Origin of the sequence: Fuscibacter oryzae, from assembly GCF_016765795.1 — a bacterium.
Taxonomy (GTDB): Bacteria; Pseudomonadota; Alphaproteobacteria; order Rhodobacterales; family Rhodobacteraceae; genus Fuscibacter; species Fuscibacter oryzae.
The window spans coordinates 202,423-218,598 of sequence record NZ_JAESVP010000006.1; the positions used below are offsets into that span (position 1 = coordinate 202,423).

Sequence of the window (16,176 nt, forward strand, 5' to 3'; positions counted from 1 at the left end):
GACCAAAACCGGGGGCTGTCGTGCGGAAGGGTCGGGCTGACCATAGGATCGTGATGCTTGAGAATGTGTTTCAATGCGCCTTCCGCGCCCGAAATTTTATGTGGCTGCTGGCGGTCACCGCGCTGACAGCCTGTGGCCCGGCCCCGGTGGCGCAGGGGATCAATGACCCATATGAGCAGACCAACCGCAACATCCATCAGATAAACTTGGCGGTTGACCGCAATGTGGTGCGGCCGGTGTCGCGCCTTTTTGGCGATGGTGACGGCTTTGTGCTGCGCCGGGCCAAGAATTTCGCGGGCAACTTGTCGGTGCCGGGCACGGTGGTGAACAATCTGCTGCAACTTCGCATTGCCGATGCCGGGCAGAACACCCTGCGATTCGCGGTGAATTCGACATTTGGTCTCGCCGGGCTGTTCGACCCGGCAGGCACTTTGGGTGTCGCGCCGAAGCCGACCGATTTCGGTGAAACGCTGCATGTCTGGGGGGTCGGCGAAGGGCCTTACATGGAGGTGCCGCTGGTTGGCCCCTCAACTGCGCGGGATACGCTGGGCACGGCGGTTGATCTGGTGATCAATCCGACGAACCTTTTGCCAGAGCCAGAAGTCTATGTCGGTGTGGCAGCCAAACTCGCCTCACGGCTGGGTGATCGGGCACGCTATTCCGGCACGGTCGATTCCATTCTATATGACAGTGCGGACAGCTATGCGCAGACCCGGCTTTTGTACCTGCAAAACCGCAGGTTCGAACTGGGCAAGGGCAAACCTGCCGATGCTGCAACCGGTTTTGTCGATCCTTACGAGGACCCCTATGGACAATGATTTCTCACAGCTGTCGCGCCGCCGTTTTGCGGCCGGGCTTGCTCTTGGGTCGGTGGCGCTGGCTTTGCCGCTGCCGCTCAGGGCGCTGACCGTCGATGAGGCGCGCGGTCTGGTGGACCGGGTGGTCGGCGACATCAATAAGGTGATCAACTCTGGCCGCTCCGAGACCGCGATGTATGGCGATTTCGAACGGATATTCTCGAAATACGCCGATGTGCCGGTGATTGCGCGCTCTGCCCTGGGTGTGGCCGCGCGGTCGGCCAGCAAGGCGCAGATGGCGGCGTTCACCAAGGCCTATCAGGGCTATCTGTCGCGCAAATATGGCAAAAGGTTCCGCGAATTCATCGGCGGCAAGATCGAAGTCACCGGCGCCCAGCCGATCAAAAGCTATTACGAGGTCATCTCGATGGCTTACCTTCAGGGCGAACAGCCGTTCGAGGTACGTTGGCAGGTGTCGGACAAATCGGGCAAGAACCTGTTTTTCAACATCATCATCGAAGGGGTGAACATGCTGGCCAGCGAGCGGGCAGAAGTTGGCGCCCTGCTCGACAAGCGCAAGGGCGACCTTGACGCGATGATCGCAGACTTGCAGACCGCTATCTGACCAAGGGTTGAAGCCAGAGCATTGACGGCGCTGCATGGCGGCCCTGCTTTGTGGGCATTTGTCAGCAGCCCCCTGCGCCTGTTATCGCAAACAGGAAACCCTGATCCGAGATATAGCTATGACCCGCCAGCCAAGCCTGCGGCTTGCCATCCTTTCCCTTGCGCTGGGGGCCTTTGCCATCGGCACCTCTGAATTCGCCGCGATGGGCTTGCTGCCCTGGTATGCCGCCGATCTGGGCGTGACCGATCCGCAGGCGGGACATGTGATCAGCGCCTATGCGCTGGGCGTGGTGGTGGGGGCGCCGATCACCTCAGTTCTGGGGGCGCGGTTGCCGCGGCGGCGCTATCTAGCGGCGCTGATCGGGCTTTATGGCGTGATCAACCTGCTGTCGGCTGTTCTGCCGGGATATGGCACGCTGGTGGCCATGCGGTTTCTGGCGGGTCTGCCGCATGGCGGCTTTCTGGGTGTGGCGATGCTGTTCGCCGCCGATGCCCTACCCCGAGAGCAGCGCGCCAAGGGCGTGACCCATGTCATATTGGGGCTGACCGTGGCCAATATCATCGGTGTGCCGGTGGCAGGATGGCTGGGTCAGACCCTGGGCTGGCGCTGGGGCTTTGCGGTGCCCGGTGTGCTGGCGATTCTGGCGGGAGCGATGATTCTGAAATGCGCGCCGCGTGTCGGGGTTGACCCCAATGCCCGCCCGCTGGACGAACTGAAGGCGCTGCGCAATCCGTCGGTCATTCTGACGCTGTTGATCGGGGCGATCGGCTTTGGCGGGCTGTTCGCGGTCTATTCCTACCTGTCGGCGGCGATGCTTGCGACCAGCCAGCCGCCCGTCTGGGCGGTGCCTGCCACGCTGTCGGCCTTTGGCATTGGGGCAACGCTCGGCAGCATTGGTGCTGCACGGCTGACGATCCGGCTGGGTATTTTCCGGGCCGGTCTGGTGCTGATTCTGTTCATGGCGGCGACGCAAGGCTTTGCCGCGCTGGCGGTGGGAAGCTGGCCGCTGATGCTGGCCTCGGCCCTGGTGCTGGGTTTGGGGTCGGGTATGGTGGTGCCGTTGCAGACGCGCCTGATGGATGTGGCGGGCAAGGCGCAATCGATGGCCTCGGCAATGAACCACGCCGCCTTTAACGCCGCCAATGCGCTGGGGCCATGGCTGGCCGGGCTGGCGCTGGCGGCGGGCTGGGGATGGCGCGCGCCGGGGCTGGTGGGGATCGGGCTGTCGGTTGCGGGCCTTGTCGCGCTGGGTGTGGCTTGGGCGCATCAGCGGCAGGCCGATCTGGCTGGCCGGGCCAAGGCTTTCCCCGCGGAATAACCCCCTAGGCCAGCAGCGCCGCCGCTTTGCCTGAGGTGGCGCGCAAGGCATCGGCGGGCATAATGCCCAACAGAAGGCCCCGCGCCCCGGCGTTGATCCAGACCTTCGGGGCGGCGCAGGCCCCGGCCTCAAATGCGGTCGGAACCTGCCGCTTTTGCCCGAAGGGAGAGATGCCGCCCACATGATAGCCGGTCAGCTTTTCGGCCTTGGCCGGGGGCATCATGGCTGCCGCCTTGCCACCAAAAGCCGCCGCGACCCGCTTCATCGAAAGCTGCCCGTCTGACGGGATCACGCAGCAGGCCGGCTTCCCGTCCACCTCGACCATCAGGCATTTCAGCGTCAGCTTGGGGTCCAGCCCCAGCGCCTCGGCTGCCGCCATGCCGATCCGGTCGGCATTCGCATCATAGGAATAGGGGTGGAGTGTGACCGCTATACCCAAGACGTCCAGCGCCCGCAGTCCCGGAGTCGATGCCATCGCTGCTCTGGCCCCTTTCACATTGGCCTAAATATCCTTGGGGGATGCGGGGGGCAGACGGCCCCCCGCGCTGCGGTCTCAATACACAACCACCGCCCGGATCGATTTGCCGGCGTGCATCAGGTCGAACCCTTCGTTGATCCGCTCCAGCGGCAGGACATGGGTGATCATGCTGTCGATCTCGATCTTGCCGTCCATGTACCAATCAACGATCTGCGGCACGTCGGTGCGGCCACGCGCGCCGCCGAATGCGGTGCCTTTCCAGACGCGACCGGTGACCAATTGGAAGGGCCGGGTTTCAATCACCGCCCCCGCAGGGGCTACGCCGATGATGATCGACTGGCCCCAGCCGCGATGAGTACATTCCAGCGCGTCGCGCATCACCTTCACATTGCCGGTGCAATCGAACGAGTAATCCGCCCCGCCGATCTTGTCGAAGGGCGTCTTGGTCAGATCGACGATGTGCTGAACGACCGAACCTTCGATCTTTTTCGGGTTCACGAAATGGGTCATACCGAACTTGCGGCCCCATTCTTCCTTGTCGTCGTTCAGGTCAACGCCGATGATCATATCGGCCCCGGCCATTTTCAGGCCCTGAATCACGTTCAACCCGATGCCGCCCAGACCGAAGACCACGGCCTTGGCCCCGATCTCGACCTTGGCGGTGTTCAGAACGGCGCCGATGCCAGTTGTGACACCGCAGCCGATGTAGCAGATCTTGTCAAAGGGCGCGTCTTCCCGCACCTTGGCCAGCGCGATTTCCGGTACGACTGTGTGGTTCGCAAAGGTCGAACAACCCATGTAATGATGGATCGGCGTGCCATCCAGCATGGAAAACCGGGTGGTACCATCGGGCATCAGGCCCTGGCCTTGGGTCGCCCGGATCGCGGTGCAAAGGTTGGTCTTGCGCGACAGGCAGGACGGGCATTCGCGGCATTCCGGCGTGTAAAGCGGGATGACATGATCGCCAACCTTCAGCGATTTCACGCCCGGCCCAACGGCGATCACCACGCCCGCACCCTCATGGCCCAGAATCGCCGGAAACAACCCTTCGGGATCGGCACCGGACAGGGTGAATTCGTCGGTGTGGCAGATGCCGGTGGCCTTGATTTCCACCAGAACCTCGCCCTCTTTCGGATCGGCCAGGTTCACTTCCATGATTTCCAAAGGCTTGCCCGGGGCAAGGGCAACGGCGGCACGGGTACGCATATGGAATTCCTCCCTGTATTTCGCGCGCGAGGCTGTGCGAAACTGGGCAAAAGATCAACGCGGGAAACGACCTGAAATGCGCAGATTTACCGTTTTGCTGTTGCTGCCGGTTCTGGCGGCTTGTGTCACCGAACCGCCACCCCTGCCGCCGCAAGACAGTTGCGGGGCTGCTGCGTTGCAGGGGCTGGTGGGCCAGCCTGCAACGGCGCTACAGGTGATGCGGTTTGCGCATACCGTGCGGGTGATCGAGCCGGGGATGATGGTGACGCAAGATTATGTTGCTGACCGGCTGAACATTCATATTGATAAGCAAGGCCTGATCAGCCGCGTGGTGTGCGGCTGATCTTGTTGTGATGCGGGGCGACAAAGGTGCCCCGCATACAGCATCACATCCGGTAAGTGGTGTGGCATGCCTTGCAGGCGCCACCAACCGCACCCATGCCAGCGCCCAGCGTCTCGGCAGAGGTGGTATCCAGCGCGGTTGCTGCGGATTCCAGACCCTTGGCATCCTTCAGGAAGTCATCCCAGCTCGACCAGATTTCCGGCTTTGCTTCTGAACCGGGGTCGGCGGGGTTCTTTTCGAACTTGGCGGCAATCTGGCCCGCGTGATCGACAAGGGCGGCCTTGGCGGTTGCCGCGGCAGCGGTATCGAAAGCGGTCTTGCCGCTGGCCATGTCGCCCATGGCTTTGGCCGCACTGCCCATCTCTTTCATCAGGCCTTGGCGGGCGATGACATCTGGGTCGGTTGCCTCCACTTCGGCATAGGCAATGCTGCCGGCAAGGGCAAAACCGGCGATCAGAAGAGTACGGAGTTTGGTCAAATCGACCTCCTGTATGGAATCTGTTTCAAAACGCTAGGCCAGATTGACGCAGGTCTTGTAAAGTTTATCCCCCCCAAATTGACCGTTCACGAGGATTTCAATCAATGGGTGCGCGAACGCACAGGTCGGGCGCATTAGCGCGCGGCGCTGGCCTGACGCAGCGACTCCAGCACCAGCAGGCTGGGGTAGCCGTCGGGCAGGTCATGGCGCGCAGTCTGAAAGGCACGGATTGCGGCAAGGGTGCGCGGCCCCATCTTGGCATCCACGCCGCCGGTATCATGGCCAAGGTCGGTCAGAAGCTGCTGGATCTCGCGCCGCTCAAAATAGGTCAGGGCGCGCAGATCGCGCGGCCAGCCGCCAAGGAACGGTTTGCCGCCGTGCAGCCGGTCGGCCAGATGGCCCACGGCGAAGACATAGGCATCGGCCATGTTATAGGTCTCGATCGCGGAAAAGTTGTCGAAGACCAGAAAAGCTGGTCCGCGCGCGCCTGCGGGCGCGATCAGGGCAGCCCAGCCATCGGGCAGGGCCTGGCCGTTGGCCGTGGCTACGCCCAGCGCGGCCCATTGTGCCATCGGGCGCTGGGTGCGGCTGCCAACCTGCAACCAGTCGAATCCTTGCGGCAGCGTCACCTCGACTGCCCAGGGCGCGCCCTTTTTCCAGCCAGACGCCGCCAGATAGGCGGCGGTCGAGGCCAGCGCATCGGCCGGGCTTTTGCCCCAGATGTTGCGATGACCGTCGCCATCAAAATCCACCGCCAGCCGCTGAAAGCTGGAGGGCATGAATTGCGTATGGCCCATGGCCCCCGCCCAACTGCCCTTCATCTCGGCAGCCGAGATGTCGCCGGTCTGGATGATCTTCAGCGCCTCGATCAGCTCGCCTTCAAAAAAGGCCGCGCGCCGCCCGTCATAGGCCAGCGTGGCAAGGGCCGACAGGGTGGGAATATCGCCCTTCACGGCACCATAGCTGCTTTCCAGCCCCCAGATCGCCACCACGACCTGCCGGTCCACGCCATAGGTCGCTTCGATCCTGTCCAGTGCGGCGGCCTGTTCCTTCAGCGCCTTTTGCCCCAGCGCGATGCGGTCATCGGACACCGCCTTGTCCAGATACTCCCAGATCGTCTTGGTGAATTCGTCCTGCCGCTGGTCCTTGGAAACCACATCGGGCAGGAAATGAGCGGTGGCCATCGCCACATCAAAGGTCTCGGTCGAGATGCCTGCTGCCATGGCGCGGGGGCGAAATTCGGCAATCCAGCCTTGCAGGCCGCTTTCGGTTCCGTCGATCACGACCTCGATCCTTTGCACAGGTTCTTCCGCAAGGGCAAAGCCCGGCAGCGCCAGCAGACAGGCTAGAAACAGGCCCCGCATCCCTAGCGCCTTTTGCGGATGACTTTCTGGCGCAGCTTGGCGGCCTTGGCTGCCGCCAGGCCGGGCTTGCGTGGCTGATAGCGCCCGCCCCGCCCCGGTTTGCCCACCGGCAACGCCCGGTCCTCGACCGTCAGCAGTTGCAGGATCAGCCCGCCGGTGACGGGCGTCGCCTCGGTCAGTCGCACGGTCACGCGCATGCCGTTGGTAAAGGTGGTGCCGGTATCTGCGCCGGTCAGGGTCTGGCTGGTGTCGTCATAATGGAAGAACTCTCGCCCGATCTCGCGGATGGGAATCAGGCCATCGGCCCCGGTTTCATCCAGTTTGACGAACAGGCCAAAGCGCTGCACGCCAGAAATGCGGCCCGAAAACTCGGCCCCCACGCGGTCCGACAGATAGGCGGCCAGATAGCGGTCGGTCGTGTCACGCTCTGCCGCCATGCTGCGGCGTTCGGCATCGGAGATCAGCTTGGCGGTTTCATCAAGGTTTTCGATGTCCCAGGCCGACAGGCCATCATCGGCCCATTTGTGGCCCCGGATCAGGGCGCGATGCACGATCAGGTCGGAATAGCGGCGGATCGGGCTGGTGAAATGGGCGTAGTTCTTCAGCGCCAGTCCGAAATGGCCGAAATTCTCGGGGTTGTAATAGGCCTGCGTCATGGACCGCAGGGTGGTGATGTTGATCAGCTCATCAAACTCGCTGCCCTCGGCCTGCGCCAGCAGACGGTTGAGGTGGGCGGTTTTCAGCACCTGTCCCTTGGCAAGGGTAAAGCCCGAAGCCTCGGCCACTTCGCGCAGCGCGTCGAGTTTCATCTGCGACGGTTCTTCATGCACGCGGAACAGCAGGGGCTGTTTCAGCCGCTGCAACTCCTCGGCGGCGCTAACATTGGCGAGGATCATGAATTCTTCAATCAGCTTGTGCGCGTCAAAGCGTTCATAGAACGCGACCGAGGTGACCTTGCCATCGTCATCCAGAATGATCTTGCGTTCGGGCAGGTCCAGATCCAGCGGCTGGCGGCTGGCGCGGGCCTGTTTGGCGGCCTCATAGGCGGCGTAAAGCGGTTTTATGATCCGGTCGAGCAGGGGGGCCGTCTTGTCATCAGGACGGCCATCGGCGGCGTCCTGCACCTGCGCGTAATGCAACGAGGCGGCAGAGCGCATCAGCCCCCGAACGAAGCGGTGCGAAATCTTGTGGCCACTGGCATCCAGCCGCATCCGCACCGCAAGGCAAGCGCGGTCAACGTGTTCGTGCAACGAACACAGATCGCCCGACAGGATGTCGGGCAGCATCGGCACCACACGGTCGGGGAAATAGGTCGAGTTGCCGCGTTTTCGCGCCTCTCGGTCCAGCGCCGAATTGGGGCGGACGTAATGGGCAACATCGGCGATGGCGACCCAGACGATATGGCCGCCGGGGTTGTCGGGTTCATGGTCCGGCTCGGCATAGATCGCGTCGTCACGGTCGCGGGCATCCACCGGGTCGATGGTGACAAGCGGCATGTCGCGCAAGTCGGTACGACCGGCAAGGCCCACCGCAGTATCGGCTCGGTCGGCCTCGGCAATCACGGCATCGGGGAACTGGTCGGGGATGCCGTGCTGATGAATGGCGATCAGGCTGACGGCGCGGGGGCCGGCCGGGTCGCCCAGACGGGCGGTGATGCGGGCCTGCGGCAGGCCCATCTGGCGGCGGTTGCCCACGGCCTCGGCCTCGACCAGTTCGCCATCGCGGGCCTCCATCGACAGGTCGGCGGCGACGCGCCATTCCTTGTCGGACCCCTTGTCGATCGGCACGATCCGCCCGCCTTCGGAGCCTTTGCGGAATATGCCCAACACCTTGAGCGGGTTCGACCCGATCTGCCGGATCAGCCGCGCCTCATAGCCATAATCATCCAGATCGACCTTGGACAGGCGGGCCAGAATGCGGTCGCCGCCGCCCAGCGCCGGATCGCCCTTTTTCGGGATGATCAGGATACGAGGGGCATCCTCGACCCCTTCCTCCAACGGGCGGGCGTATAGGTCGCCCTGTGCATCGGGGGGCAGGACCAGCAGCACGGCCACGGGGGGCAATTCGCCCCTTACGCGAAAGCGGCGGGCGGATGTGTCCAGCGTGCCTTCGCTCTCCAGCTCTTTCAGCAGGCGCTTGAGGTCGATCTTGGCATCGCCCTTGATGCCGAAAGCCTTGGCGATGTCACGCTTGGCGGTCAGGCCGGGGTTTTCGGCGATCCATTGGCGGATCTGGTCCTTGGAGGGAAGCGGGTTCATGAGCTTGGCCTAGCACGGAATGCCGGGCAGGGGAACATTGGATGCCAAGAGCGGGCGCGCTTCGCCCCCCGCACCCCCCGAAGATATTTGCAGAAGGGGAAGAGGCTAAAGGGTCAGCACCATCTCGCGGTGGGGGATGCCCGCGTCATCGAACACCTCGCCATGTGCGACAAAGCCCAAGCGCTCGTAAAAGCCCAAGGCATGCAGTTGGGCGCCGAGTTTGACCATGGGATAGCCTTGGCGGCGGCATTCGGCGATGCCTGCCTGCATCAGGGCTGCGCCAAGCCCCGTGCCGCGCGCCGAGGCGAGTACGCAGACCCGGCCGATCTTGGCATAGCCGGTGCCCGGCACAATGCGGGCGCAGCCGGTGGGGGTGCCATCGATGCGGGCAAGGATGTGGGTTGCGATTGGGTCAAGGTCATCGACCTCATCCGCCTCGCTGACGCCCTGTTCTTCGATGAACACCACCCGGCGCAGGGCGCGGCAGGTCGCAAGGTCGGTGGTAACAACCGTCTCTATCATGCGAAATAGTCCCGCAAGATGCGGGTGTAGATCGCCTTCAACTGGCCGATCTGCGCCACCTCGACCCGCTCGTCAACCTGATGCATCGTCTTGCCCACCAGACCGAATTCCACCACCGGGCAGTGGTTTTTCACAAACCGCGCATCCGAGGTGCCGCCCGAGGTGGACAGTTCCGGCTTGCGGCCGGTTTCGGCCTGTACTGCCGCTGCCACCATGTCCGAGAAGTCGCCGGGCGGGGTCAGGAAACTTTCGCCGGAAATCTGGAAGCGACAGGTGATCTCTACTCCGGTATCGGCCCAGACCGCAGCGGCCTGCGACGACAGCCAGTCAGCCAGGCTGGCACCGGTGTGCAGATCGTTGAAGCGGATGTTGACGGTGGCATGGCCCTTGGCCGGGATGACATTGGTGGCCGTGTTGCCGCAGTCGATGGTGGTGATGGCAAGGGTCGAGGCGTCGAAATGGTCGGTGCCTTCGTCCAGCGGTTTTTCTTCCAGCCTTGCCAGCAGCTTTACCAAGGCAGTCATCGGGTTTTTTGCCCGGTGGGGATAGGCCGAATGGCCCTGCACGCCGGTGGCGGTGAACCAGCAGGTCATGCTGCCCCGGCGACCGATCTTCATCATCTCGCCCATCACATTCGGGCTGGTCGGTTCGCCCACAAGGCAATGGGTCATCCGTTCGCCATGGGCGGCCATCCAGTCGAGCAGGGCCACGGTGCCATCGACGGCGTCGGCCTCTTCATCGCCGGTAATCGCAAGGATCAGCGCGCCATCGGGTGGGGTTTCGCGCACAAAGTCGATGGCGGCGGCGACAAAGGCGGCGACGCCCGATTTCATATCGGTGGCGCCCCGGCCATACATGAAGCCGTCAACCACAGCCGCGCCAAAGGGATCTTGGGTCCAAGCTGCGGCATCGCCTATTGGAACCACATCGGTATGGCCGTTGAAACCAAAGCTGCGGTTCGCCCCCCGCGCGCCCCAGCGGGCGAAAAGGTTGGCGATGCCGCCCCGGTCTACCCGTGTGCAAGCGAACCCTGCCGTGGAGAGCTCACGTTCCAGCAACTCCAGCGCGCCGCCTTCGGCGGGGGTGACCGAGGGGCAGCGGATCAACTCGGCGGTCAGGCGGACGGGATCAAAGGGTTCGGTCATGACGGGTTTCCAAAGAGGGCTGACCCTGACCTAGCGCGCGGGGCGGTGGGCTGCAATCTTTGTGGCGCACGGGCTTTGTGGCACCGGCGTTGTGGCACGGGGGCAACCGGGCGTTGGGGTGTGGCTGGGTGATTCGCTTTCGCGGTGACATTGCCGGGCGGTCCGCCTAGTTTGCCAGATGAGCGAGAGGAACAGCGGGGGGCGGCAGCCAATGGCGACGGGAGGGCAGATTGCGATGGCGCCCTCAGGCGACGGGTGGCTGATCATCTCTGACCGGCCGGTGGCGGTGGCAATGCCCGACACGCTGGCGGTTGGGGTATTTGTGGCAGAGTTCACCTTGCCGCTGCCCGATACGGCCACGTTGTTATGCGACATGGCCACGCAAGAAGGTGGCGAACGCGGCTTTTCGCTGTTTTATCAGCCCGAGGTTGGCTTGATGTTGCGCAATCGGCAGGGCGCCCGACTGGTGCGCCATCTGGTGCCAGGCCGCCTGCCCGACAGCCCCGGCACCGCGCGGCTGACGCTTGGGTTCGATACCCTTGCCGACACCTGGCAGATGCGGCTGGAGGTGGTGGAAGGCCCCGCCATGCCGGCCCGCACCGCGCGCGGGGCCGACCCTTTGCCGTTGTGCCCCGGCGATATTGGTCTGTTGTCTGCCGAACCGCATCGCCAGCGCAGGCATCCGGCGGTGTTGTGGTTCGGGTTGGCGCAGGGAACCGTGCCGCCCGTGCGCGTTGCCTGGATCGGCCTGCGCAGCCCGGTGCAAACCCCGCGCGGGCCGGTGGCGGCGGGGCGGTTGCAGCCCGGCGATCTGGTCATGACCGAAGATGATGGCCCGCAGCCCTTGCTGTCGCTGCGGCGCATGGCGCTGCCTGCCTGTGGATCATTCGCGCCGGTTCTGTTGCGCGCGCCGTTCCTGCCCTCTCAGCATGATCTGCTGGTTTCTTCTGACCAAAGGGTTCTGATGCGCGGGCCAGAGGTCGAGTATCTGTTCGGCGAGGATGAGGTGCTGATCTGTGCCGCAGCCCTGATTGATGGCAGAACGGCGCTTGACGAACAGCGGCGAATGATTGCGCCTTCGGTCGCGCTGTTGTTCGAACGACCCCAGATCCTGAATGTCGATAGCTGCGGCCTGTTGGCGGCGCTGCCCGAAGATCAGCCGCCGCGCCGCTGCCTCTTGGATTACGAGGCACAGATGCTGATGACGCAATTGGGCCGGGGTGCTGCGCGCCGTCGCGCGTGATTTGCGCGATCAGTCGTAAAAAGGGTTCATCTGCGCCACGATGACCGAATTTTCGTCCAGCGCACGGGCCATCAGCGCGGCCTCCTGGCTGTCGATATCTTCTCCGGCCTTGCGGCGTTCATCCAATGTGCCAAGGCCCTGAACCTCCAGTACGGCGAGATCGGCCTCTTTCAGGATCGCGACGGTTTCGCGCACCGCTTCGGCCTCGTCCACGCCCGAGGCATAGCACATCAGGGCCGCACCCGTTGCCTTGTCAGGCAGGCCGTCGCCGGGTTTGCGGCCAACCTCGACCAGCAGGGTGAAAACCAACTGCGGGCGTTTCGGCTTTGGCTCTGGGGTGTCGTCGGTCATGGTGCCCTCTGGTCATGCGGGGAAATCCCTGCGGCGGGCGGGCGGCTGCGTCAAGCGGTTTCCTTGGGCAGAAGCAGCGCCGAGATCTGCGCGCGCGCACTTTGGCGCACGGCCTCCAGATGCGCGCGCCGTTGCAGGGCGCGCTTCCGCTTGGCCGCGTCAAGGTCATCCAGCGGGCTGAGGCGCATGGGCAACTCTATCACATACCCCGCGTCGCCCAGCGGACGACCGCCCAGCGACGTCCAGAATTCGGAGTATCCGGCGCGGAACCAGGGGTTCAGATCGGCACGGTCGGATGGGTGGCGTTCGGGCGCGATGCCCAGCGCATGGATGCGGCCTTGCGCCAGAATCAGCCCCTCCAGCGCGGCAAAGACCATATGCGCCGGGGTAGAGCGGTTGAAGGCGCGATTGTAATCGGCCTGATAGCCGCGATCCTTGGTCAGATGGCGGCGGCTGACAAAGTGAACCACCTCTGGAAGCCCTGCGGGGCTGCCAAGCAGTCGCGATGGCACCAGTGAAAAGGAAAGGACGCACAGGCAACCGCCGTCAACCCGGAGGGCAACGCTCAGGCCGCCCTCATAAGCTACGTCGCGGCCAGGTTGCAGCACGATGTCATAGCGGTGGTCGGGGGTGTCGGCGCCCCACAGCACAAGGCCACCATTCTGGTAGACCTGCTCGAAATAGGCGGGGAGATAGGCTTGGTCTTCGTGCTGGTAGTGGCAATGGGCGGCGGCAACTCGGGCTTGGGTATCCAGTCCCTTGGCCAGATAGTAGCGGTGCGACAGGCAAAACAGCAGATCGTCTTCGCCCTCTGCCGCCGTATGGGCCAACAGACTGGGCGAGGTGGTCATTGCGCCAAGCTTCTGGCTTGCACCAAGAATGCGCGCGCGGCGCAGGGCGCGGACCGCCATTGTCCACAGCGGATAGCGACCCCTGTCGGCCCGCAGACCGGATGCAAATACCGACATCGCCCCGATGTCCTTGCTGGTCGTCACCTTGCGTTCCGGCGTCCGCGCCTTCGCGGCGTTCATACTGATCGGCTTTTGTCCCACACCCGTCCTGCGCGATCACACTTTTTACGACTTTGGAGTTCACCGCATAGGTCAAGGCCCGAACGGAAACTACCAGCGTTACAGCCAAGTGGGCGGACACAACCGGCAGCGTTAATCTTTCTAGACTTTGGGCGGCCAGAGCCGGGGCGTCAACCGCAAGAGTTGCATCAAACCGGGACAGTACGTTTCCATAGCGTCACTTATCCGACCACATTTGCAGCCATTGGTTGTATCTGTTCGCCAATTCCCCGGCTTCGTGCCTTTTGCCACCGCTTGTGCGTTGTGCCTGAACCACAGCGGAAAGCGGGGCTGGCCAGGGCCAGCCCCGTGAAAAATGGCCGCGATCAGTCGCGCAGCAGTTCGTTGATAGAGGTTTTCGAGCGGGTCTGCGCATCGACCTTTTTCACGATCACGGCGCAATATAGGTTCACGCCGCCTTTCGATGGCAGCGAGCCTGCGACCACGACAGAGCCGGAGGGAACCTCGCCGTACATCACTTCGCCGGTTTCGCGGTCAACGATCTTGGTTGATTTGCCGATGAAGACGCCCATGCCCAGAACGCTGCCTTCGCGCACGATGCAGCCTTCAACCACCTCTGACCGGGCACCGATAAAGCAGTTGTCCTCGATGATGGTGGGGCCAGCCTGCATCGGCTCCAGCACGCCGCCGATGCCTACGCCGCCAGACAGGTGCACATTCTTGCCGATCTGGGCGCAGGAACCGACGGTGGCCCAGGTGTCCACCATGGTGCCCTCATCGACATAGGCGCCGATGTTGACGAAGCTGGGCATCAGCACAACACCCTTGGCGATATAGGCGCTGCGGCGCACGACGCAGTTCGGCACGGCGCGAAAGCCCGCAGCTTTCCACTGATCCGGGCCCCAGCCCTTGAACTTGCTGTCAACCTTGTCCCACCAGCCACCTGCCTGCGGGCCGCCGTCATGGACCTCCATATCCTTGATGCGGAAGCCCAGAAGCACGGCCTTCTTGGCCCATTGGTTCACATGCCAGTCGGCCCCGCGCTTTTCAGCGACGCGCAGGGTGCCTTTGTCCAGCGCCTCCAGCGTGGCCTCGATGGCATCGCGCTGTTCGCCACGCGTGGCGGGGGAAATGCCGTCACGGGCCTCCCAGGCGGCTTCGATGGCGGCTTCCAGCGCGGCATAGGACATCGGGCATTCCCTTTTTCGGTTGGTTCCTGTTGGCGAAGCCTATAAGCCTTGGTCCCCATGCGCGCAATGCGGCCAAGGACGCCACGATGACCAAAGACGACAGCCGAAACCACCCGTTCCGCGACAGCCAGCAGGACATCGCTGCGACCAACCGCATTCCCGACACGCCGCAAACCCGCGCGCCTGCCTATCGTCTGGCCTTTGCCGATCCCGACTTCATGACGCGGGAAGAGTTGCGGCCGGTGCGACTGCAACTGGAGTTGCTGAAACCGCAGATGGTGATGGATGAGCGGGGCATCACCTCGACAGTGGTACTTTTCGGGGGCGCGCGGATTCCGTCACCTGAATATGCCGATACGGCGCGGACGCCCGTGCTGGCCGCTCTTTCGCGCTATTACGAGGAAGCCCGCCGCTTTGCCCATGTGATCACCCAGCGCAGCATGGAAACCTATGGCCGCGACTGGGTGATCTGCACCGGGGGCGGGCCGGGGGTGATGGAGGCGGGCAATCGCGGGGCCAGCGAGGCGGGCGGCCAGTCGATCGGGCTGAACATCGTGCTGCCGCACGAGCAGGCGCCCAATGCCTATGTCACGCCGGACCTGTCGTTCAACTTCCACTATTTTGCCATCCGCAAGATGCATTTCCTGATGCGGGCGCGGGCGGTTTGCATCTTTCCTGGCGGTTTCGGCACACTGGATGAGATGTTCGAAAGCCTGACGCTGATCCAGACCGGGCGGATGAAGCGGGTGCCCTTCCTGCTGTTCGGCCGTGACTGGTGGGACAGTGTGATCAACTGGAAGCAACTGGCCGAGGCAGGCGTGATCAGCCCCGAAGACCTGAACCTGTTCCAGATTGTCGAGACGGCGGAAGAGGCGCTGGCGGCCATCGACAATTTTAGATGAACAGCCTTCGGTTGAAGCTGAGATTTTTCTGAAAACAATTCGTTTCTAGTTAGGAAATGAGCTGAAGCGCCTTGGGTTGTGATTACGCCAACAGGCCGCTGAGCATTCGCGCATAGATTGTAACTTTTTGAAATTTAAAGAATAATATTGAATCGCAGTTAAAAGCGGCAAAGTGTGAACGCGTATGTGTTTGTGGAGTGTTTACATGTTTAACAATTTTGCCCGCTTGCTTGCCTTCACGATTTCGACGCTGGCTGCCACTGCAACATCTGCCGCGACTGTCGAGTTGGATAAACAATCAGGGTCAGTTTTCGGAACCAATGGCTGGACGGCAGTTCTGATAAGCTTGGGCGCTGACCCCGTTGTCAGCCCGACATGGGTCGCCGCAGGGGCCTTTGCTCTCAAGGGTGACATTGACAGCAAGCCCGGAGTGGAACTGTTCGATGCATTTTGCCTTGATATCGCGACTTGGCTTCGTTTGCCGTCGCTGTATAGCGTGACCGGCTCGCCTTTCGCTTCCGATCCGCTGACCTCGCTGCAAATGTCAAGCATCGCCAAGCTGTTCAACACGGCTTACAAAGGGTTGGATCTGAGCAATGCAACCCAGTCTGCCGGCTTTCAATTGGCACTGTGGGAAATTGTGAATGAAGCGGCTGGCAATGGCTATGCCTTGGGCAGTGGCAATTTCAGTGCTGCGGGCAGTGCTGCGGCAACCAACTATGCTGACAGCCTTCTTGCCGGTTTGGCGGGCAGGGAAACCCAGAAGTATCGCCTGACCTTCCTGCAATCGACTGATCCGCGCGCTAAGGATGGCCATTACAGCCAGAACCTTGTCACCGTTTCGCCCGTTCCTCTGCCTGCTGCCGGTCTGATGCTGATGGCTGGTCTGGGTGGTCTGGGTCTGATGCGCCGTCGCCGGGCCTGA

The 16,176-nt window shown here is 63.0% G+C and carries 17 protein-coding genes; 7 read left to right on the forward strand and 10 right to left on the reverse strand.

Annotated features, from left to right (window positions below; all coding sequences use genetic code 11):
• Nucleotides 1-98: 98 nt before the first annotated feature.
• From JI744_RS13595 to JI744_RS13605, 3 genes are all read left to right on the forward strand, one after another.
• The gene (locus JI744_RS13595; protein WP_236019445.1) at nt 99-818 is read left to right on the forward strand and encodes an MlaA family lipoprotein; all 720 of its coding nucleotides are present in this window, start codon (nt 99-101) and stop codon (nt 816-818) included.
• Nucleotides 808-1,422: an MlaC/ttg2D family ABC transporter substrate-binding protein gene (locus JI744_RS13600; protein WP_202661677.1), complete on the forward strand. Its 615-nt coding sequence runs from the start codon at nt 808-810 to the stop codon at nt 1,420-1,422. The genes JI744_RS13595 and JI744_RS13600 overlap by 11 nt, the downstream gene beginning before the upstream one ends.
• A 118-nt stretch (nt 1,423-1,540) precedes the next feature.
• Nucleotides 1,541-2,740, forward strand: a complete 1,200-nt coding sequence (locus JI744_RS13605) for an MFS transporter (RefSeq protein ID WP_202661678.1) — start codon at nt 1,541-1,543, stop codon at nt 2,738-2,740.
• 4 nt (nt 2,741-2,744) lie between these two features.
• Here JI744_RS13605 and JI744_RS13610 read toward each other — a convergent pair whose 3' ends face one another.
• Together JI744_RS13610 and JI744_RS13615 are read right to left on the reverse strand one after the other, a co-directional pair.
• Complete coding sequence (locus JI744_RS13610; RefSeq protein ID WP_202661679.1) at nt 2,745-3,215, reverse strand: YbaK/EbsC family protein; 471 nt, start codon at nt 3,213-3,215, stop codon at nt 2,745-2,747.
• A 78-nt stretch (nt 3,216-3,293) separates the two neighbouring features.
• On the reverse strand, nt 3,294-4,424 hold the full coding sequence (locus JI744_RS13615; protein ID WP_202661680.1) for an S-(hydroxymethyl)glutathione dehydrogenase/class III alcohol dehydrogenase: 1,131 nt from the start codon (nt 4,422-4,424) through the stop codon (nt 3,294-3,296).
• 76 nt (nt 4,425-4,500) lie between these two features.
• Here JI744_RS13615 and JI744_RS13620 point away from each other — a divergent pair, with 76 nt between their 5' ends.
• The gene (locus JI744_RS13620; RefSeq protein WP_202661681.1) at nt 4,501-4,767 is read left to right on the forward strand and encodes an I78 family peptidase inhibitor; all 267 of its coding nucleotides are present in this window, start codon (nt 4,501-4,503) and stop codon (nt 4,765-4,767) included.
• A 43-nt stretch (nt 4,768-4,810) separates the two neighbouring features.
• On the opposite strand, the gene JI744_RS13625 is transcribed toward JI744_RS13620, so the two are convergent.
• The 5 genes from JI744_RS13625 to dapE form a co-directional block, all read right to left on the reverse strand.
• Nucleotides 4,811-5,245: a c-type cytochrome gene (locus tag JI744_RS13625; protein ID WP_202661682.1), complete on the reverse strand. Its 435-nt coding sequence runs from the start codon at nt 5,243-5,245 to the stop codon at nt 4,811-4,813.
• A gap of 134 nt (nt 5,246-5,379) precedes the next feature.
• Entirely contained in the window at nt 5,380-6,609 is a 1,230-nt protein-coding gene (locus JI744_RS13630; RefSeq protein ID WP_202661683.1) for a lytic murein transglycosylase, read from the reverse strand.
• Between the two features lie 2 nt (nt 6,610-6,611).
• Complete coding sequence (gene rnr, locus JI744_RS13635; protein WP_202661684.1) at nt 6,612-8,867, reverse strand: ribonuclease R; 2,256 nt, start codon at nt 8,865-8,867, stop codon at nt 6,612-6,614.
• Nucleotides 8,868-8,972: 105 nt separating this feature from the next.
• The gene (locus JI744_RS13640) at nt 8,973-9,389 is read right to left on the reverse strand and encodes a GNAT family N-acetyltransferase (RefSeq protein WP_202661685.1); all 417 of its coding nucleotides are present in this window, start codon (nt 9,387-9,389) and stop codon (nt 8,973-8,975) included.
• Complete coding sequence (gene dapE / locus JI744_RS13645; protein WP_202661686.1) at nt 9,386-10,534, reverse strand: succinyl-diaminopimelate desuccinylase; 1,149 nt, start codon at nt 10,532-10,534, stop codon at nt 9,386-9,388. The genes JI744_RS13640 and dapE overlap by 4 nt, the downstream gene beginning before the upstream one ends.
• Nucleotides 10,535-10,769: 235 nt before the next feature.
• On the opposite strand from dapE, the gene JI744_RS13650 reads away from it, so the two are divergent.
• Nucleotides 10,770-11,777 carry a Hint domain-containing protein gene (locus JI744_RS13650; protein ID WP_202661687.1) on the forward strand — a complete coding sequence of 336 codons (1,008 nt, stop codon included), beginning with the start codon at nt 10,770-10,772 and terminating at the stop codon, nt 11,775-11,777.
• A 9-nt stretch (nt 11,778-11,786) separates the two neighbouring features.
• On the opposite strand, the gene JI744_RS13655 is transcribed toward JI744_RS13650, so the two are convergent.
• From JI744_RS13655 to dapD, 3 genes are all read right to left on the reverse strand, one after another.
• The gene (locus JI744_RS13655; RefSeq protein WP_202661688.1) at nt 11,787-12,128 is read right to left on the reverse strand and encodes a hypothetical protein; all 342 of its coding nucleotides are present in this window, start codon (nt 12,126-12,128) and stop codon (nt 11,787-11,789) included.
• 50 nt (nt 12,129-12,178) lie between these two features.
• Nucleotides 12,179-13,159 carry a DUF535 family protein gene (locus JI744_RS13660; protein WP_202661689.1) on the reverse strand — a complete coding sequence of 327 codons (981 nt, stop codon included), beginning with the start codon at nt 13,157-13,159 and terminating at the stop codon, nt 12,179-12,181.
• Between the two features lie 365 nt (nt 13,160-13,524).
• On the reverse strand, nt 13,525-14,349 hold the full coding sequence (dapD, locus tag JI744_RS13665; RefSeq protein ID WP_202661690.1) for a 2,3,4,5-tetrahydropyridine-2,6-dicarboxylate N-succinyltransferase: 825 nt from the start codon (nt 14,347-14,349) through the stop codon (nt 13,525-13,527).
• Between the two features lie 86 nt (nt 14,350-14,435).
• Here dapD and JI744_RS13670 point away from each other — a divergent pair, with 86 nt between their 5' ends.
• Nucleotides 14,436-15,251 carry an LOG family protein gene (locus tag JI744_RS13670; protein WP_202661691.1) on the forward strand — a complete coding sequence of 272 codons (816 nt, stop codon included), beginning with the start codon at nt 14,436-14,438 and terminating at the stop codon, nt 15,249-15,251.
• Nucleotides 15,252-15,456: 205 nt separating this feature from the next.
• Nucleotides 15,457-16,176, forward strand: coding sequence for a VPLPA-CTERM sorting domain-containing protein (locus JI744_RS13675; RefSeq protein WP_236019446.1), 720 nt, complete (start codon nt 15,457-15,459; stop codon nt 16,174-16,176).